Raw genomic sequence first — 18,008 nt, 5'->3', positions numbered from 1 at the left:
CGCGGTCCCCGGGTGCCCGCACGGCGTTATGTCCCGTTCTGGTAGGCGGTCCAGATCTTCGGCGGGATGGCGGTACCGAGCCCGGAATCGGGGCCGCCGACGCCGTTCATGGGCAGGAGTTCGGGCTCTCCCGCCTTGTTGCGGAACATGGTGATGGCGGTGGTCGGTTCGCTGCCGTCACCGGCACCCGGCGCACGGTCCGGGCGGATGCCGGGTGCGGTGCCGGGCCCGGACACGGTGGTGCCGATGAACCACGCCGACTTCTTCCGGTCGCTGGGCTCCGTGACACCGGCCGCGACGGGCCGCAACGGGGGCTGCTGGTCCGGGGCCCCCAGCGTGCGCCAGCCCAGGCCCTCCAGGGTTCCGGTGACCCGCTGCGCGACTTCGGGAGTGAGCACCTCCTCGGGCTCCGCGCGGTCGAAGCCGGAAACCGGCTTCTTGTTGTAGGACATACGGGACACCGCGTACGGGGCGGCGTGCAGCCCGTCATTGGCGAAGGTGGTGTACGCGCTCGCCAACCGGATCGCGCTGGGCGCCGAGGTGCCGAGCGGGAAGGTCTGCTCCAGCTGCGCCAGGCTCTCCTCGTGCAGCCCCGCGTCCACCACCAGATCCCGGATGGTCTCCAGCCCGATGCGCTGCCCGGCCCGTACGAACGGCGGGCTGTTGGCGTTCATCAGGGCCGCGCTCAGTTCCCTGAAATCGCGCTCCCAGAACGCCTCCTGCTGCGGCAGCGCCTCGGGGGCTTCGTACTGCTGCTGGAGAGCGGCGGCGAGAACGAACGGCTTGAACGCCGATCCGGCCGGCACGGCGGTGGTGTCCGCGTTGTTTCTGAAGTGCTTGGTCGCGTCCGTGCCGCCGTAAATCGCCAGGACCGCGCCGTCCTTGGGGCGTACGGAGGCCGCGCCGAACTGCACATAGGTGTCGGCAGGGTTCTTCTTCGGGTCGATGTTCTTCTTGCTGATTTCGTTGACCGCCTTTTCCAGCCGGCGCGTGCGCTGTTTGTCGAAGGTGGTGTGAATGCGATAGCCGCCGCGTGCCAGATCCTTGTCGGTCAGACCGGTGGCGCTCCTGATGAACTTGTTGGCGATATCGACGAGATAGCCGATCTGGCCGGCCTGGCTGGTGGGCTTCTCAAGCGGCCGGGGCTCGGGGAACTTCCGGTACTTTTCCCGTTCCCGCGGGCTCATGTGGCCGGTGGCGACCTGCCGGTCGAGTATCCATTTCCAGCGGGCCACGGCCCGCTCGTGATTGGCCTTGCTCAACCCCGGATCGTACTGTTCCGAGCCCTTCAGCGTGGCGGCCAGCAGCGCCCCCTGGCTGGGGTTCAGCTGCTCCGCGTCGATGCCGTAATACGCGTGGGCGGCCGCCTGGATTCCGTACGAACCGCGACCGAACCAGCTGGTGTTGAGATAGCCGCGCAGAATGTCCCGCTTGGACTGCTGGTGGTTCACCTTCAGCGCGATGACGAACTCCTTGACCTTGCGGGTGACCGTCTGGTCCTGCGAGAGATAGGTGTTCTTCACATACTGCTGGGTGATGGTGGAGCCGCCCTGGGCGTCCTCGCCGGAGACCATGTTCACCACGGCGCGGGCAATGCCCTGGAAGGAGACGCCGGAATCGCTGTAGAAACTGGCGTTCTCCGCCGAGATCACGGCGTTCTCGACGGAGTCCGGCACCTTGTCCAGGGAGATGTTCTGCCGGTTGACGTCGCCGACGCTCACCATCTGGCTGCCGTCCGCCCAGTAATAGACGGTGGCTTCCTTTTCGGCGAGGGCGTTCTCGGTCGGGATGTCGACATTGATGTAGACGAGGACGAACAGCCCCGCGAGGCCGGCGATGCCGAGTCCGACCGTGGCCAGCAGCAGCCTCCACGACGGCAGCCAGCGCCGCCAGCCCTCCCGTCCCCGGCGCGGATAGTCGATGAACCGGCGACGCCCCTTCGTGCCCTTCATGCTCAGGTAGATGTGGCGGACGAGGCTCCCGGTTGACGTGTTAACACAACGCTCATAATCCACGGGAGCCCCGTCCGGGGTGTGTGTCTAGAAGTCGTCGTCGAACGAGACCGAGCCCTCGACGGCGACCTGGTAGGCCGAGGCCCGTCGCTCGAAGAAGTTGGTCAGCTCCTGGACGTTCTGCAGCTCCATGAAGGAGAAGGGGTTCTCCGAGCCGTAGACGGGCGCGAAGCCCAGCCGCCGGAGCCGCTGGTCGGCGACGCACTGGAGGTACTCGCGCATCGACTCGGTGTTCATGCCCGGCAGCCCGTCACCGCACAGATCGCGGCCGAACTGCAGCTCCGCCTCGACGGCCTCCTCGAGCATGTCGGTGACCTGCTGCTGGAGCTCGTCGTCGAAGAGGTCCGGCTCCTCGGAGCGGACGGTGTCCACGACCTCGAACGCGAAGTTCATATGCATCGTCTCGTCGCGGAACACCCAGTTGGTGCCGGTCGCCAGGCCGTGCAGCAGCCCGCGCGAGCGGAACCAGTAGACGTAGGCGAACGCCCCGTAGAAGAACAGCCCCTCGATGCAGGCCGCGAAGCAGATGAGATTGAGCAGGAACCGGCGGCGGTCGGCCTTGGTCTCCAGCCGGTCGATCGACTCGACCGAGTCCATCCATGTGAAGCAGAACCGGGCCTTCTCCCGGATGGACGGGATGTTCTCCACGGCGGCGAAGGCGGCCGCGCGGTCGTCCGGGTCGGGCAGATAGGTGTCCAGCAGCGTCAGATAGAACTGGACGTGCACGGCCTCCTCGAAGAGCTGCCGCGACAGATACAGCCGCGCTTCGGGGGAGTTGATGTGCTTGTAGAGGGTCAGGACCAGGTTGTTGGCGACGATCGAGTCGCCGGTCGCGAAGAAGGCGACCAGGCGGCCGATGAGGTGCTGCTCACCCGGGGAGAGTTTGGCCAGGTCGGCGACGTCGGAGTGGAGATCGACCTCCTCGACGGTCCAGGTGTTCTTGATCGCGTCGCGGTAGCGGTCGTAGAACGCCGGGTACCGCATCGGGCGCAGGGTCAGCTCGAAACCGGGGTCGAGCAGATTCCTGTTGCCCGTGGTGGCGGTGTGTGTGGCGGAAGCGTTCTTCTCAGGTGCGGTGGTCATTACTGGCAGGCCTCGCAGGACTCGGGGTTTTCCAGGGAGCAGGCGACCGCTTCGGGGTCGGTGGCCTGCTGCGGTACGGGGGCGGTGGTGGTGGCGGCGCGCGCCGACTGGGCGATCCGCGTCGCCGGACGCGACCGCAGGTAGTACGTCGTCTTGATGCCGTGCTTCCAGGCGTACGCGTACATCGAGCTGAGCTTGCCGATGGTCGGCGACGCCAGGAAGAGGTTCAGCGACTGGCTCTGGTCGAGGTAGGGCGTACGGGCCGCGGCCATGTCGATCAGCGCGCGCTGCGGGATCTCCCAGGCGGTGCGGTAGCGGGCGCGAACGTCCTCGGGGATCCAGCCGAGCTCCTGGACCGAGCCGTTGGCCTCGCGCAGCGCGTCACGGGTCCGCGCGTCCCACATCCCCAGCTCCTTGAGCTCCTCGATCAGATACGCGTTGACCTGCAGGAACTCGCCGGACAGCGTCTCACGCTTGAACAGGTTGGAGACCTGTGGCTCGATGCACTCGTACACGCCCGCGATGGAGGCGATGGTGGCGGTCGGCGCGATGGCCAGGAGGAGCGAGTTACGCATCCCGGTCGCCGCGATACGGCTGCGCAGCGCCGCCCAGCGGTCCGCCCAGCGCGGCTCGGCGTCCGGGTAGTGGTCGGGGTGCAGCACCCCGCGCGCGGTACGGGTCGCGGACCAGGCCGGATGCGGGCCATGCCGTTCCGCGAGGTCGGCCGACGCCTCGTAGGCGGCGAGCATGATCCGCTCGGAGATCCGGGTCGACAGCTCCCGCGCCTCGGGCGAGTCGAACGGCAGCCGCAGCCGGAAGAAGACGTCCTGCAGGCCCATCAGGCCCAGACCGACCGGGCGCCAGCGGGAGTTGGAGGCCGCGGCCTGCTCGGTCGGGTAGAAGTTGATGTCCACGACGCGGTCGAGGAAGGTGACGGCGGTGCGGACGGTGGCGTCCAGCTTCTGCCAGTCCATCTCACCGTCTTCGCCGAGGTGAGCGGCGAGGTTGACCGACCCCAGGTTGCAGACCGCGGTCTCCCCGTCGTCCGTCACCTCCAGGATCTCCGTGCACAGGTTGGACGAGTGCACGACCCTGCCGGGCTCGGCGGTCTGGTTGGCGGTGCGGTTGGCGGCGTCCTTGAACGTCATCCAGCCGTTTCCGGTCTGCGCCAGGGTGCGCATCATGCGGGAGTACAGCAGCCGGGCCGGGATCTGCTTGAGCGCCCGGCCCTCCGCCTCGGCATTGCGGTAGGCGGCGTCGAACTCCTCGCCCCACAGGTCCACCAGCTCCGGCGCGTCGGACGGCGAGAACAGCGACCAGTCGGCGTCCGCCTCCACCCGGCGCATGAACTCGTCCGGGATCCAGTGCGCGATGTTGAGGTTGTGCGTACGGCGGGCCTCCTCACCGGTGTTGTCGCGCAGCTCCAGGAACTCCTCGATGTCGGCGTGCCAGGTCTCCAGGTAGACACAGGCCGCGCCCTTGCGGCGGCCGCCCTGGTTCACCGCCGCGACGGAGGCGTCCAGGGTGCGCAGGAACGGCACGATGCCGTTGGAGTGACCGTTGGTGCCCCGGATCAGCGATCCCCGTGCGCGGATCCGGGAGTAGGAGAGACCGATGCCGCCGGCGTGCTTGGAGAGCCGGGCGACCTGGTGGTATCGGTCATAGATCGAGTCGAGCTCGTCCAGCGGGGAGTCCAGCAGATAGCAGGACGACATCTGGGGGTGGCGGGTGCCGGAGTTGAAGAGCGTGGGGGAGGAGGGGAGGTAGGAGAGGGTGCTGGTCAGCCGGTAGAGCTCGGCGACGTCCGCCAGCGCCCGCTCGGAGTGGTCCTCGGCCAGGCCGCAGGCGACCCGCAGCAGGAAGTGCTGGGGGGTCTCGACGACCTGACGGGTGGTGGGGTGCCGGAGCAGATAGCGGGAGTGCAGGGTGCGCAGCCCGAAGTACCCGAACCGGTCGTCGGCGCCTTCCTCCAGGGCTTGCCGCACGAGCCCGTCCAGCCGGGCGGCGTGGGTCCGTACGAACTCCGCGGTCCGGTCGGCGATCAGGCCCTCGCGATGGCCGGTGGCGACCGAGGCGGAGAACGAGGTGGCGCCCTGGCCTGCGGCTTCCTCCGCGATGGCGCGGGTGAGCAGCCGCGCGGCGAGCTGGGAGTACTGCGGCTCGTCACCGATCAGACCGGCCGCGGCGTCGATGGCCAGCGACCGCAACTCGGCCTCGTCTGCGCCCGGGTGCCGGCCGCGCAGGGCGGCGGCGGCCACCTTGCCGGGGTCGGTGGCGGTCAGGTCCTCGGTCAGCTCGGTCAGGGTCCGCAGCAGGGCGGTGCCCGGCCCGTCGTGCCTGTCATCGGCCCGCCCGGCCCGGGGGTGCTGGGTGGCCACCGCGGGCTGTCCGACCTCGGCGTCTGACGCGGGCTCCGTTGGCGCGATGGTCACGTGGTGCTCTCCCTCACTCGGCGGGGGCCAGGAGGGAGGGGCGCGGCGGTCGCTCGCGGGCATGCGGCACCCCGGTACGGTCCAGGGTGCGCGGGCACACCGCGCGGCGTCCACCGGCCCAACCCGCGAGGCCCGGACGTATGACGTGCCGCACCCATGGCGGTGCGGACGTACTGCCGGCAGGTCCTCGGACTGACGGGTACGCGGTTGCGTACGCTCGATACACCGTTGCGGGACAGTTCCGGATTCGCACCGGATTCCCCTGCGGCGACAGCGAGCATGAGCATACATGTGGGGGTGGCTCCTCGCGCGCACCCCCATATCTAGTGTGTCGTGTGTGATCGGGCGGTGTCTGTCAGTGGCCTCGGCTATCGTCGCTTCCACGTTCCCTGATCTGTCCGACGGCAGAAGGAGAAGGCCTCATGACCGCGCTTGCCGACCGCCCGCACATCACGTTCGTCGAGCACTTCGAAGAGGCCGCCCGGACACTTGACCGCTTGGAGGAAGGCGCGCGGTTGGAGCTCATTGACGGGAAGGTCAGGAGCAAGGCCATGCCGGAGGCAACCACGGACGGATCAGCCAGCGGCTGACGCGTATCTTCTTTCCAGTCGCGTCTTCTTCCAGTCGCGCCCAGAACTGTGGCTCTCTCCCGGTCAGGGACTCACGGTGCAGGCGTCCCGAGGAGGCAGGGCTCGCACGGATGGTGCGCTCGCGCCCAGCGGCGCCTTCGCCGGCCAGGGCGAATGGGTAGATCCCGGACCGGTGTTGATGGTCGTCGAGTCACCTCGCACGACTCGGACGCCGACCAGCGCTATCGGGTGGAGAAGCCCGTGCGTACGCGGAGACAGTCATTCCGCTCTACCTGTTGATCGGCCGTCAGGACTGCCAGGTGGCGGTCCACAGTGAGCCTGACGGTGCCCGCTACGAGATCGTGCGCACCGTGCGGTACGGCAAGCAGCTCCACCTCCCGGACCCCGTGGGAATCACTCTCGAAACCGAAGCGCTCAAGGACTGGGTGAACCGACCCCGTCCGGACGGTGAGACGCGTCCTGACAGGACAGCGGGCCTGCCGCATCCCCAAAGGGACGCGGCAGCCCGTGCGTTCGCCGGAGCGGAAGGCTCAGCGGCCGGCCGGAGCCTCCGCCGTAGCGGGCGGAAGATCGGCCGTGACGCCCTTGTCCCCGACGTCCGCCGTGTAGTCGCCCGGGCTGGTCTCGTCGACGCCCTCCGGGGCCTTCGCGGCTTTCAGGGCGACCGTCAGCACGACCGTGACCAGGACGTTCAGCACGAACGCGGTCAGGCCGATGTAGCCGATCTCACCGATGCCGGGGATCGCGGCGGACGAGCCGCCGAAGTGCTTCTGGGTGGGGCTGGCCACGCCGTACGCCGCGAGCGTGCCGTAGAGCATGCCGGCCGCCCAGCCGGCCAGCAGCGCCCAGCGGTGGAACCAGCGGGTGAACAGACCGCCGACCAGGGCCGGCATGGTCTGCAGGATCCAAATACCGCCCAGCAGCTGGAAGTTGATCGCGACCGTCTTGTCCATGGTCAGGACGAAGGCGAGCGCGCCGACCTTCACCAGCAGCGACACCAGCTTGGCGACCTTGTGCTCCTGCTCCGGGGTGGCGCCCGGTTTGAGGAAATCCTTGTAGACGTTGCGGGTGAAGAGGTTGGCCGCGGCGATCGACATGATCGCGGCCGGCACCAGCGCGCCGATGCCGATCGCGGCGAACGCGACACCCGAGAACCAGCTCGGGAAGACATCCTCGAACAGCTGCGGAATCGCCAGCTGCGGGTTGCCCTTGACGTCCGTACCGGCCTTGATCGCCATGAAGCCGAGCAGCGCCAGGAAGCCCAGCATCAGGGAGTACAGCGGCAGGATCGTGGTGTTGCGGCGGATCACATTGCGGCTCCGGGAAGACAGCGTCGCGGTGATCGAGTGCGGATACATGAAGAGCGCCAGCGCGGAGCCGAGCGCCAGAGTCGCGTACGCCCATTGCGCGTTGGGGCCGGTGGTGAGCGCACCGCGTGGCCTGCCGTTCGGCCCCGGTTCGGCGAACGCCTTCCCGGCCGAGTCGAAAATCGCGTCGAAACCGCCCAGTTTGATCGGGATGTAGATGATGGCGACGGCGATGACGAGGTAGATCAGCCCGTCCTTGACGAACGCGATGAGTGCGGGGGCCCGCAGTCCCGAGGAGTAGGTGTACGCCGCCAGCACGGCGAACGCGATCAGCAGCGGCAAGTCCTTGATGAACCAGTTGGCGTGCGCACCGCCGCCGACGCCCATCACGTCCAGGACGGCCTGGATGCCGACCAGTTGGAGCGCGATGTACGGCATCGTGGCGAGCAGACCGGTGAGCGCCACGGCCAGCGACAGGCCCTTGGAGCCGAAGCGGCCGCGCACGAAGTCGGAGGTGGTGACGTATCCGTGCTTGTGGGAGACCGACCACAGGCGGGGGAGGAAGGTGAAGATCAGGGGATAGACCAGGATGGTGTACGGGACGGCGAAGAAGCCGGCCGCGCCCGCCGCGTAGATCGCCGCCGGGACGGCCACGAAGGTGTACGCGGTGTAGAGGTCGCCGCCGAGCAGGAACCATGTCACCCAGGTGCCGAAGCTACGGCCGCCCAGGCCCCATTCGTCGAGGTTGGCGGACTGCTCGGCCTTGCGCCAGCGGGCGGCCAGGAAACCCATGACCGTCACGGCCACGAAGAAGAACACGAAGACGGTCAGTGCGACGCCGTTCACACCGTCGGTCGAGGCGGCCGCGAGCGGGGTGGCGGAGGGGTCTGGAGTCACTGTGCCGCACCGCCCTTGGCCGCGCGCTTCTCACGCCGGACGAGCTTGTAGGCGATTGTCGTCAGTCCGGTCGAGATCAGCACCCACAGCATTTGGTACCAGTAGAAGAACGGGATCCCGATCAGGATCGGTTCGACCTTCGCATAGGAACTCACCCACAGCATCGCGATGAACGGAGCGAGCAGACACAGCCCGGCCACGACCCGGGTGGGCGTGACGATCTGTCTGGTACCTGGCGATTCGGCCGACTCTGGCATGGCGTTGGCTCCGTCCTGACGATCTCCTGTGTAATGGGCTGGAAATCTATGGCAGAGCCTCGGAGCGCGTCACTAGCTGTCCGCATATCGGTATGGCACCGCGGCGGGGACGGCTGAGGCCGATAAGGCGGGTGGGGCGGCGTCGGTTCGCCTGTCAACTCCCCTACGCACCAGCAGATCCGGCGTTCCCGACGGGAAGCCGTCACAGCGTTCCCTCTGCTTCCTTGCGCACCTTCCTCGTTGCTGCCGTGTGTGCGTGGTAGTGGACCGAGACCCTTCGGCACCTCGCGCCCGGTCGCCCCGAGCAGGGCGACGGCCGTCCAGGTGGTGATGGTTTGTGTGCTGGCGACGCGCACCGGTGGGCCTCCCGTCATTGCGATGACGAAAGGACCGTAGAGCAGGACGATGCCCCTCGCCACGCCGTGTGGACAACCGTGCCGCTGTGGACAACTCGGTCACCCGCGGGGGCGGTTGAGCTCAGTCGCCGGGGCGCTGCAGCCTGGCGACGAACTTGTAGCGGTCGCCGCGGTAGACAGAGCGCACCCATTCCACCGGCTGCCCCTGGGCGTCGAGGGAGTGCCGGGAGAGCATCAGCATCGGCAGGCCGACGTCGGTGCCCAGCAACCCCGCCTCGCGCGGAGTGGCGAGCGAGGTCTCGATGGTCTCCTCGGCCTCGGCGAGCCGGACGTCGTAGACCTCGGCCAGCGCGGTGTAGAGGGAGGTGTACCTGACGAGGTTCCGGCGCAGCGCCGGAAACCGCTTGGCCGACAGATGGGTGGTCTCGATGGCCATCGGTTCGCCGCTGGCCAGCCGCAGCCGCTCGATGCGCAGCACCCGGCCGCCGGTGGCGATGTCCAGCAGGCCGGCCAGCCGGTCGCCGGCGGTGACATAGCCGATGTCCAGCAGCTGGGAGGCCGGCTCCAGGCCCTGAGCGCGCATGTCCTCGGTGTAGGAGGTCAGTTGCAGGGCCTGGGAGACCTTGGGCTTGGCGACGAAGGTGCCCTTGCCCTGGATGCGCTCCAGACGGCCTTCGACGACCAGTTCCTGGAGGGCCTGGCGCACCGTCGTACGGGAGGTGTCGAACTCCGCGGCCAGGGTGCGTTCGGGCGGCACCGGTGTGCCGGGTGGCAGGGTCTCGGTGATCTCCAGCAAGTGCCGCTTGAGCCGGTAGTACTTGGGCACGCGGGTGGTGCGTGTGGCGCCCCCGCCGTTCTCGGCGCTGCCCCCGTCGTTCTCCATGCCCCGCTTCTCCGACTCCTGTCGTGCTGCCGTCACCGGCTCCTCCGTACGTAGCGGCTCACATCGTGGCACGGGTGGGATCCGCGTGCTCCCTCGCAGGTCCCGGCCCGCCAGATGTCGGTCCGGTAACGGACCTGACAGCGACTCTTATACACCCTTGACACCCCAAAAGGTCTAGGCCAAGCTGCGATCACTGGTCTAAACCATTAAAGACCACACCCGGCCTTTAGGGGAGAGCGCAATGAAGCGTGGGCTCATAGCGACGACGACGGTCGCGGGAATGCTGGTGAGTGTCGCTGCCTGTGGGTCCAGCGGCGGCGGCAAGGCGGGCGCGGATGGCTTCAAGGGCCAGAAGCTGACCGTCTGGGTGATGGACGGGTCCAATCCGGCGCAATGGACCAAGCAGGTTTCCGAGCAATTCAAGAAGAAGACCGGCGCCACCGTCGAGTTCAAGGTCCAGCAGTGGAACGGCATTCAGCAGAAGCTGAGCACCGCCCTTTCCGAGGAAACCCCGCCGGATGTCGTCGAAATCGGCAACACCCAGACCGTCGCGTATGCCAAGGCGGGCGCCCTGGCCGACCTCGGTGATCTGAAGAAGGAAATCGGCGCAGACTGGAACGACGCCTTCAACAAGTCGGCGATCGCGGACGGAAAGCAGTACGCGCTCCCTTGGTACGCGGGTAACCGCGTGGTCATGTACAACAAGAAGATCTGGGCCGAGGCGGGCCTCAAGGGCACCCCCAAGACCCGCAACGAGCTCTTCAAGGCGTTCGACACCATCAAGAGGAAGACCGACGCCGAACCGCTGTATCTTCCCGGCCAGAACTGGTACTTCTTCGACGGCCTGACCATCGGCACCGGCGCCGAGCTGGTGAAGAAGGAAGGCGGCAAATGGGTCTCCAACCTCGGTGACCCCAAGGTCTCCAAGGCCATGGACATCTACCGGCAGTACCAGTCCTTCAGCACCGCGCCGAAGAACAAGGACGAGGCCACCCCGCAGCAGGCCGAGGTTTTCGCCAAGGGGAAGACCGGCGCCGTCATCGCCATGGGGTACGAGGCCGGCACCGCCGTCAAGGCCAACCCGAAGCTGAAGGACGACATCGGGTTCTTCACCATCCCCGGTGAGACCGCCGCCAAACCCGAAGGCGTATTCCTCGGCGGCTCCAATTTCGCCGTCGCCGGCATGGGCAAGAAACAGGAACTCGCCAAGGAATTCCTGAAGGTCGCCCTGTCCAAGGAAAATGACGCACAGATGGTCAAGGAAGCCGGCTGGACGCCCAAGTCCCCGGACCTGGCCGACGCGGCGAAGGAGAATCCGGCCGCGGCCGCCGCCGCACCCGCCGCGCAGAAATCCGGCGGTACCACGCCGCCCATTGCCCAGTGGGCGGCTGTGGAGAACGTGCCGAACCCGATCAAGAACTATATGACGGCGGTCCTGGGCGGCAAGGCGCCGGCCGACGCGGCCAAGGACGTCGAATCCGAGATCAACGCGCGGCTCGCCGGGCAGTAGCCGCCCCCGCCGGGTACGGACCGGCCGTTTCCGGACCGTACCCGGCCACCGCACGCGCACCACGGTCCGATGGGGAGAAGGGGAGCAAGGGGCATGGCAGTGCAGCTCGACGACACGGCGGAGCAGGCCGCGCCGCGGACCGGCAAAGGGGGCGCACCGCCCGAAGACGGCACTCCGCCCGAAGACGGCACTCCGCCCGAAGACGGCACTCCGCCCGAAGACGGCACACCGTCCGCTCGCCGCGGCCCCGGCAATCCGGGGCCCGCCCCCCGCGCTCCCCACCTTCCCGCCCGCCGCGCCCCCTACCTCCTGCTGCTCCCCGCCCTGCTCGCTACCGCGGTCTTCCTCGGCTGGCCGATGGTCCGCAACGCCCTGCTCTCCTTCCAGAACCTCAATATGAAGGAGCTCATCCAGCACCTCACGGACTGGGTGGGGACCGGCAACTACCAGGAGATCCTGGGCAGCGAGCAGTTCTGGCGGGTCACCCTCCGCACCATCGTCTTCACCGGCGTCAATGTCGCCCTGATCATGGTGCTCGGTGTGCTGATCGGACTGCTGCTGGCCCGGCTCGGCAAGAAGATGCGCCTGACGCTGTCGATCGCGCTGGTGCTGGCCTGGGCGATGCCGGTGATCGCCGCCACCACCGTCTTCCAGTGGCTTTTCGACTCCCGCTACGGCGTCGTCAACTGGGTGCTGGACCGGCTCGGCTGGCACTCCATGGCCGACTACGACTGGGTCGGCACCCAGCTGTCGACCTTCTTCGTCATCACCGTCCTCATCGTCTGGCAGTCCCTGCCGTTCGTGGCCCTCAACCTCTACGCCGCCACCACGACCATCCCCAGGGAGCTCTACGAAGCGGCCCGGATGGACGGCGCGGGCACCTGGAAGGTCTTCACCTCGGTGACGTTCCCGTTCCTCAGACCGTTCTTCCTCGCCACGACGTTCCTCGAAGTCATCTGGGTCTTCAAGGCCTTTCCGCAGATCTTCGCGATCAACCAGGGCGGTCCGGACCGGCTCACCGAGACCCTGCCGATCTACGCCTTCACCGAGGGCGTCGGCAACCTCCACTTCGGTATGGGCGCCGCGATCTCACTGCTCACGATCGTGGTGCTGCTGGCCATGACCGCCTATTACCTGCGCCTGACCCTCAAGCAGGACCAGCAAGAGGAGAACGCACCGTGAAGCACCCGGCGTCCTCGGCGGCCCGCCGCATCTGGCCCAACGCGACGGCGATCGTGCTCGCCATCGGCTTCGTCTTCCCCGTGTACTGGATGTTCAACACGGCCTTCAAGCCGCCCCGGGACATCATCACCGAAGACCCCGTCTGGTTCCCCTTCCACGGCACGTTCGAGCACTTCGCGACGGCCGTGAACGCCCCGAACTTCTGGACCCTGGCCGGGAATTCGATCGCGGTGACCGTGCTGGCCGTGGGGCTGTCCCTGCTGATCGCGCTCTGCGGAGCGTTCGCCATCGCGCGGATGCGCTTCAAGGGCCGCAGGGGCATCCTGCTGACCTTCATGGTCGCCCAGATGGCGCCCTGGGAGGTCATGGTGATCTCGATCTACATGATCGTCCGGGACGCCGACATGCTCAACAGCCTGCTGCCGCTCACCTTCTTCTACATGCTGATGGTGCTGCCCTTCACCCTCCTGACGCTGCGCGGCTATGTCGCCGCGGTCCCCAAGGAGCTGGAGGAGTCCGCGATGGTCGACGGCTGCACCCGCCGTCTGGCCTTCACCAAGGTCGTCTTCCCGCTCCTCGCACCCGGTCTGATGGCCACCTCCCTCTTCGGCTTCATCACCGCCTGGAACGAATTCCCGCTCGTGCTGGTCCTCAACAAGGAGCCCGAGAGCGGCACCCTGCCGCTGTGGCTCTCACAGTTCCAGAGCCAGTTCGGGGACGACTGGGGCGCCACCATGGCCGCCGCCTCCCTCTTCGCCCTCCCGATCCTGGTCCTCTTCCTGTTCCTGCAACGCAAGGCGGTCGGTGGTCTCACCTCCGGCGCAGTGAAGGGATAACGCTGCCATGACCCTCGTAGGCTCGGTACGCTCCGCCGACACCCTCACCCGCGACGCGCTCGCCGTTCTCCAGCCCGGCTTCGCCGGCACCACCGCCCCCGATTGGCTGCTGCGCCGGCTCGGCGAGGGACTGGTGTCGGTGGGCCTCTTCGGCCGCAATATCGCCGACCCCGGGCAACTCGCCGCCCTCACCGCCCGGTTGCGCGCCGAACGCGCGGATGTGCTGGTCGCCGTCGACGAGGAGGGCGGCGATGTCACCCGTCTCGAAGGACGCGGCGGCTCCTCCTTCCCCGGCAACCTCGCCCTCGGCGCCGTCGACGACACCGCCCTGACCCGCGACGTCGCCCGGGAACTCGGCCGCCGCCTGGCCGACTGCGGTATCAACCTCAACTGGGCGCCGTCCGCCGACGTCAACTCCAACCCCGCCAATCCCGTCATCGGCGTCCGCTCCTTCGGTGCCGACCCCCAGCTCGTCGCCCGGCACACCGCCGCATACGTCGACGGCCTGCAGTCCGCCGGCGTCGCCGCCTGCACCAAGCACTTCCCCGGTCACGGCGACACCGCCGTGGACTCGCACCACGACCTGCCGCGGATCGCCGCCGACCTGCCGACCCTCCAGGAACGCGAACTGGTGCCGTTCCGCGCCGCCATCGCCGCCGGCACCAAGGCCGTGATGAGCGCGCACATCCTGCTGCCCGCCCTGGACGGCAGCCACCCCGCCACGCTCAGCCCGGCCGCGCTGCACGGCCTGCTGCGCGCCCCCGTCGCCGAGGGCGGCCTCGGCTTCGACGGGCTGATCGTCACCGACGGGATGGAGATGCAGGCCGTCTCCGCCACCTACGGCATCGAACGCGGCAGCGTCCTGGCCATCGCGGCCGGCGCGGACGCCATCTGCGTGGGCGGCGGACTGGCCGGCGAGGACACCGTGCTGCGGCTGCGCGACGCCCTGGTGGGGGCGGTACGCGACGGGGAGCTGTCGGAGAAGCGGCTCGCCGACGCCGCGGCACGGGTGCGCACGCTGGCGCGCTGGCGGAGTGCGGGCGCGGAGGTGGGGGCCGCGCCCGCACCCGGCATCGGCCTCGCCGCAGCCAGGCGCGCCCTGCGCACCACCCCCAGCGGCCCCTTCGAGCCGCTGACCGCTCCCGCTTACGTCGCCGCCTTCACCCCCCTCGCGAACATCGCCGTCGGCGACGAGACCCCCTGGGGCGTCGCCGCCGAACTCACCCGGCTCCTCCCCGGCACCGACACCGCCGCCTACCCCGCGGAAGTCGCCGCCGCGGCCGGCATCCCGGACCTGATCGCCGCGCTCCTCAAGGCCGCCGACGGCCGCCGGATCGTGGCCGTGGTCCGCGACGTGCACCGCCACCCTTGGATGGCCGACGCGCTGCGCACCCTCCTCGCCGCCCGCCCCGACACCGCGGTCGTCGAGATGGGCGTCCCCCAGTCCTCACCCGAAGGCGCCGTCCACATCGCCACCCACGGCGCCGCCCGGGTCTGCGGCCAGGCCGCCGCCGAGACGCTCACGGGCCGTCGGCCGGCCACCGGCGCCTGACACGCCCGCGGCCGGGGCACCCCTGCAAGGACACCCCGGCCGCACCGGCAGGCCCAGCCACCGCCATGGATAACTGCGCCCCTGGATCCCTAGAGCCCCTGCCATTCCGGCTTGGCGGCGTAGGTGGCGCGGAAGTAGTCGGCGAGTTTCAGCTTCGAGGCCGCGGCCTCGTCGACGACGACCGTCGCATGCGGGTGGAGCTGCAGGGCCGAGGCGGGGACCAGCGCGGCGACCGGGCCTTCGACGGCCTGCGCCACGGCGTCGGCCTTGCCCTCGCCGGTGGCGAGCAGCACCAGATGCCGGGCCTCCAGGATGGTGCCGATGCCCTGGGTGATGACGTGGTGCGGGACCTCGTCGAGGCTGTCGAAGAACCGGGCGTTGTCCTCCCGGGTCTGCCGGGTCAGCGTCTTGATGCGGGTACGGGAAGCGAGCGAGGAGCACGGTTCGTTGAAGCCGATGTGCCCGTCGGTGCCGATGCCGAGCAGCTGGAGGTCCACCCCGCCGGCCTCGCGCAGCGCACGGTCATACGCCTCGCAGGCGGCTTGGACGTCCGCGGCCGTGCCATCGGGCCCCATGAACGACTCCTCGCCGAGACCGAGCGGCTCGACGACCTCACGCAGCACCACCGAGCGGTAGGACTCGGGGTGTCCCGCGGGCAGACCGACATATTCGTCGAGTTGGCAGATACGGGCACGCGAGGCGTCCACCTCGCCCGCCTGGACCTTGGCCGCGAGCGCCTGGTAGATGGGCAACGGGGTCGAGCCGGTGGCCACGCCGAGCAGCGCGTCGGGCTTGCGGCGCATCAGGGAGGCGAGTGCCTTCGCGATGAGTTCGCCGCCTGCCGTGGCGTCCGGGACGATGACAACTTCCACGCTTGGCCTGCCGTTCTGGAGAATGGACTCATGTGGTATAGACCAATCTATCAGAGGGTGCCCCGCCGGACCGGGCGGCGTTCCCCAACGGACGGACACGTCTTCCCGTCGGGGAGGTGGCCGTCCGGCAACCTGACTGCGCGGCGGGCCACGTAACCATGCGGTCGGCCACATAAGCGCGCGGCCAGGGAGGGGGCGGACCAGTCTCGGTGACGTATGGCCGTAGGGTCACCGAGGCGTACGGTCACCGGTCCGCGCGGTCGCGCGGCCATGGGGCCCGGGGCCAGAGGGCCGGCGGTCACAAGGGGCTGGCGGTCACGGGGCCGGGCGAGGGGCCGGGACCGGCCCCTCGCCCCAGAACAATGCCGTCACCGCAGGCTGCCACCGCAGACCGTCAGAGCAGAGCCGTCGGAACAATGCCGTCACCACAGACCGTCAGAGCAGGGCGCCTCCCGTCGCATCGATCCACTGGCCCGTCACCCAGCGGCTGTCGTCCGAGGCCAGGAAGGCCACGACATCCCCCACGTCCGTCGGGTCCGCGACCCGACCCAGCGGGGATATCGCGCCGACCCGCTGCCGCGCCTCGGTATTGGCCTCGCCCCGCAGCCAGCCGGCGTTCATCTCCGTGTCCACCGCTCCCGGCGCCACCGCGTTGACCGTGATCCCCCGCGGGCCCAGGTCCTTGGCGAGCGTCGAGGTGAAGACATCGACCGCGCCCTTGGTCATGGCGTAGGCGATCAGTTCGGGCTTGGCTGCGCCACGGGTCAGCCCCGTCGACACATTGATGATCCGTCCGCCGTCGCGCAGACGGCCGAGCCCCTGCTGGACGATGAAGAACGGCGCCTTGGTGTTGACCGCGAAGAGGTGGTCGAAGTCCTCCGTCGTCACCTCGCCGATCCGCTGGAGTGTCCCGTCGACCGCCTTGTTGGTCCCGGCGTTGTTGACCAGGATGTCGACCCCCTCGGCCTGTTCATCGAAAGCGGCCCACAGCGTCTCGGCGTCTCCCGGCACCCCCAACTCGGCCCGGACCGCGAAGGCGTGGCCGCCCGCGGCCTCGATCGCCGCGACCGTCTCCTTGGCCGCCCTCTCATCGCGCCCGTAGTGCACGGCCACCCGTGCGCCGTCCCTCCCCAGCCGCTCCGAGATCGCCCGGCCGATTCCCCTGCCGCCGCCCGTCACCAGTGCCGTCTTGCCGCTGAGTGCGCCGCTCATGGCAGGCCCCCCATTTCCGTATGCGTGTGTGCGCCAGCCGCGCGCACGCCCGTTTCGCAACGAGCGCCTTTCTGTATCGCCCGCTACACAAAAACCGTAACACGCCTTCCCTACCGACCGCTATAGAATTCATGACATGGCGGCCAAGGAAGCGAGACAGCGCGGGCGACCCCGGTCCTTCGACCGGGAGACGGCCCTGGAGCAGGCGGTTCGGTCCTTCTGGGAGCAGGGCTACGAGGCCACGTCCATCTCCGACCTCACGCGCACCATGGGCATCAGTGCCCCCAGCCTGTATGCCGCCTTCGGTGACAAGCGGGCGCTGTTCGACGAGGTCGTGGCGGAGTACGGACGGTCGTACGGCGGCTTCCTCTCCCGCGCCGTGGCGGAGGAGCCCACCGCCCGCCGTGGTGTCGAACGCGCACTGCGCGAGGCCGCGGCCGAATACACCCACCCAGGCCGACCTCACGGCTGCCTCATCATCAGCGCCGCGCTCAACACGAGCCCCGCGTCCGCCGAAGTCGCCGCGTCCTTGCGGGAGATGAGGCTGTCGAACATCCGCGAGATCGAGCGCAGCATCCGGGCGGACATCGCCTCGGGCGAACTCCCCGCGGAAACGGACGCGAGTGCGCTGGCCCATTACGTCGGCGCCGTCATCCAGGGCATGTCGCAACAGTCCCGGGACGGCGCCGACCGGGCCACGCTGGAGACGATCGCCGCACTGGCGATGGAAGCCTGGCCGACGACGGAGAAGGAGCCCGCCCTGTAGCGCGACCCCTAGGGGGTAGTCGGGCGGAACCCTTAAGGGTCGCATGCGCCCCTTGCAGGCCCCAACGCGGCGGGCCGGGGCGGTATTCCCATCGCGGGGCCCTAAGCCGTGACGGCCCCCGAGGCGCGGCCCCCGAGGCGCGGAAACCGTGGCGCGAAGAGGCGAGGGAATCGCGGCGCGGGCGTCGGGAGTCGAGTCGCGGGAATCACAGTGCGGAGCCGTGGTGCGAAAGTCGAGGCGTCAGAGTCGAGGCGCGGAAAC

At 68.9% G+C, this 18,008-nt stretch carries 14 protein-coding genes and 1 riboswitch; of the genes, 6 read left to right on the top strand and 8 right to left on the bottom strand.

Features of this window, described 5'->3' with window-relative positions:
* Positions 1-26: 26 nt before the first annotated feature.
* The 3 genes from K9S39_RS16200 to K9S39_RS16190 form a co-directional block, all read right to left on the bottom strand.
* Positions 27-1,952 carry a transglycosylase domain-containing protein gene (locus K9S39_RS16200; protein WP_248864067.1) on the bottom strand — a complete coding sequence of 642 codons (1,926 nt, stop codon included), beginning with the start codon at positions 1,950-1,952 and terminating at the stop codon, positions 27-29.
* Between the two features lie 87 nt (positions 1,953-2,039).
* Positions 2,040-3,095, bottom strand: a complete 1,056-nt coding sequence (locus K9S39_RS16195) for a ribonucleotide-diphosphate reductase subunit beta (RefSeq protein ID WP_248864066.1) — start codon at positions 3,093-3,095, stop codon at positions 2,040-2,042.
* Positions 3,095-5,527 carry a ribonucleoside-diphosphate reductase subunit alpha gene (locus tag K9S39_RS16190; protein WP_248864065.1) on the bottom strand — a complete coding sequence of 811 codons (2,433 nt, stop codon included), beginning with the start codon at positions 5,525-5,527 and terminating at the stop codon, positions 3,095-3,097. The genes K9S39_RS16195 and K9S39_RS16190 overlap by 1 nt, the downstream gene beginning before the upstream one ends.
* Before the next feature lie 161 nt (positions 5,528-5,688).
* A riboswitch (cobalamin riboswitch) is annotated at positions 5,689-5,814 on the bottom strand.
* Between the two features lie 135 nt (positions 5,815-5,949).
* On the opposite strand from K9S39_RS16190, the gene K9S39_RS42395 reads away from it, so the two are divergent.
* Positions 5,950-6,117, top strand: coding sequence for a hypothetical protein (locus tag K9S39_RS42395; protein WP_319949559.1), 168 nt, complete (start codon positions 5,950-5,952; stop codon positions 6,115-6,117).
* A gap of 530 nt (positions 6,118-6,647) precedes the next feature.
* On the opposite strand, the gene mctP is transcribed toward K9S39_RS42395, so the two are convergent.
* From mctP to K9S39_RS16170, 3 genes are all read right to left on the bottom strand, one after another.
* Positions 6,648-8,270 carry a monocarboxylate uptake permease MctP gene (gene mctP / locus K9S39_RS16180; RefSeq protein ID WP_406708137.1) on the bottom strand — a complete coding sequence of 541 codons (1,623 nt, stop codon included), beginning with the start codon at positions 8,268-8,270 and terminating at the stop codon, positions 6,648-6,650.
* A 47-nt stretch (positions 8,271-8,317) separates the two neighbouring features.
* Positions 8,318-8,578 (bottom strand): DUF3311 domain-containing protein, encoded by a 261-nt coding sequence (locus tag K9S39_RS16175; RefSeq protein ID WP_248864064.1) that lies wholly within the window; start codon positions 8,576-8,578, stop codon positions 8,318-8,320.
* A gap of 477 nt (positions 8,579-9,055) precedes the next feature.
* Positions 9,056-9,817 (bottom strand): GntR family transcriptional regulator, encoded by a 762-nt coding sequence (locus tag K9S39_RS16170; RefSeq protein ID WP_248868798.1) that lies wholly within the window; start codon positions 9,815-9,817, stop codon positions 9,056-9,058.
* A gap of 241 nt (positions 9,818-10,058) precedes the next feature.
* On the opposite strand from K9S39_RS16170, the gene K9S39_RS16165 reads away from it, so the two are divergent.
* The 4 genes from K9S39_RS16165 (at position 10,059) to K9S39_RS16150 (ending at position 14,897) form a co-directional block, all read left to right on the top strand.
* On the top strand, positions 10,059-11,327 hold the full coding sequence (locus K9S39_RS16165; protein ID WP_248864063.1) for an extracellular solute-binding protein: 1,269 nt from the start codon (positions 10,059-10,061) through the stop codon (positions 11,325-11,327).
* A 93-nt stretch (positions 11,328-11,420) separates the two neighbouring features.
* Entirely contained in the window at positions 11,421-12,509 is a 1,089-nt protein-coding gene (locus K9S39_RS16160; RefSeq protein WP_248864062.1) for a carbohydrate ABC transporter permease, read from the top strand.
* A complete protein-coding gene (locus K9S39_RS16155; protein ID WP_248864061.1) occupies positions 12,506-13,345 on the top strand; it encodes a carbohydrate ABC transporter permease in 840 nt (279 codons plus the stop codon). Before K9S39_RS16160 ends, K9S39_RS16155 begins: the two co-directional genes overlap by 4 nt.
* A 7-nt stretch (positions 13,346-13,352) precedes the next feature.
* Complete coding sequence (locus K9S39_RS16150) at positions 13,353-14,897, top strand: glycoside hydrolase family 3 protein (RefSeq protein WP_248864060.1); 1,545 nt, start codon at positions 13,353-13,355, stop codon at positions 14,895-14,897.
* An 89-nt stretch (positions 14,898-14,986) separates the two neighbouring features.
* Here the strand turns inward: K9S39_RS16150 and nagB are convergent, their stop codons facing one another.
* The gene (nagB, locus tag K9S39_RS16145) at positions 14,987-15,769 is read right to left on the bottom strand and encodes a glucosamine-6-phosphate deaminase (protein WP_248864059.1); all 783 of its coding nucleotides are present in this window, start codon (positions 15,767-15,769) and stop codon (positions 14,987-14,989) included.
* 435 nt (positions 15,770-16,204) lie between these two features.
* Positions 16,205-16,981, bottom strand: a complete 777-nt coding sequence (locus tag K9S39_RS16140) for an SDR family oxidoreductase (protein WP_248864058.1) — start codon at positions 16,979-16,981, stop codon at positions 16,205-16,207.
* A gap of 136 nt (positions 16,982-17,117) precedes the next feature.
* Here K9S39_RS16140 and K9S39_RS16135 point away from each other — a divergent pair, with 136 nt between their 5' ends.
* Positions 17,118-17,747 (top strand): TetR/AcrR family transcriptional regulator, encoded by a 630-nt coding sequence (locus tag K9S39_RS16135; protein WP_248864057.1) that lies wholly within the window; start codon positions 17,118-17,120, stop codon positions 17,745-17,747.
* Positions 17,748-18,008 lie beyond the last annotated feature (261 nt).

This window comes from Streptomyces halobius, from assembly GCF_023277745.1.
GTDB classification, from domain to species: domain Bacteria; phylum Actinomycetota; class Actinomycetes; order Streptomycetales; family Streptomycetaceae; genus Streptomyces; species Streptomyces halobius.
The sequence above is the reverse complement of the archived record's forward strand: the minus strand, read 5'-3'. Positions and strand labels throughout refer to the sequence as shown.

What these genes read in the sequence shown, in the direction of transcription:
- K9S39_RS16175 (WP_248864064.1), bottom strand. Translation starts at nt 8,578, where the DNA reads ATGCCAGAGTCGGCCGAATCGCCAGGTACCAGACAGATCGTCACGCCC.
- K9S39_RS42395 (WP_319949559.1), top strand. Translation starts at nt 5,950, where the DNA reads ATGACCGCGCTTGCCGACCGCCCGCACATCACGTTCGTCGAGCACTTC.
- K9S39_RS16160 (WP_248864062.1), top strand. Translation starts at nt 11,421, where the DNA reads ATGGCAGTGCAGCTCGACGACACGGCGGAGCAGGCCGCGCCGCGGACC.
- K9S39_RS16135 (WP_248864057.1), top strand. Translation starts at nt 17,118, where the DNA reads ATGGCGGCCAAGGAAGCGAGACAGCGCGGGCGACCCCGGTCCTTCGAC.
- K9S39_RS16165 (WP_248864063.1), top strand. Translation starts at nt 10,059, where the DNA reads ATGAAGCGTGGGCTCATAGCGACGACGACGGTCGCGGGAATGCTGGTG.
- K9S39_RS16170 (WP_248868798.1), bottom strand. Translation starts at nt 9,817, where the DNA reads ATGGAGAACGACGGGGGCAGCGCCGAGAACGGCGGGGGCGCCACACGC.
- K9S39_RS16195 (WP_248864066.1), bottom strand. Translation starts at nt 3,095, where the DNA reads ATGACCACCGCACCTGAGAAGAACGCTTCCGCCACACACACCGCCACC.
- K9S39_RS16140 (WP_248864058.1), bottom strand. Translation starts at nt 16,981, where the DNA reads ATGAGCGGCGCACTCAGCGGCAAGACGGCACTGGTGACGGGCGGCGGC.
- K9S39_RS16150 (WP_248864060.1), top strand. Translation starts at nt 13,353, where the DNA reads ATGACCCTCGTAGGCTCGGTACGCTCCGCCGACACCCTCACCCGCGAC.
- K9S39_RS16200 (WP_248864067.1), bottom strand. Translation starts at nt 1,952, where the DNA reads ATGAAGGGCACGAAGGGGCGTCGCCGGTTCATCGACTATCCGCGCCGG.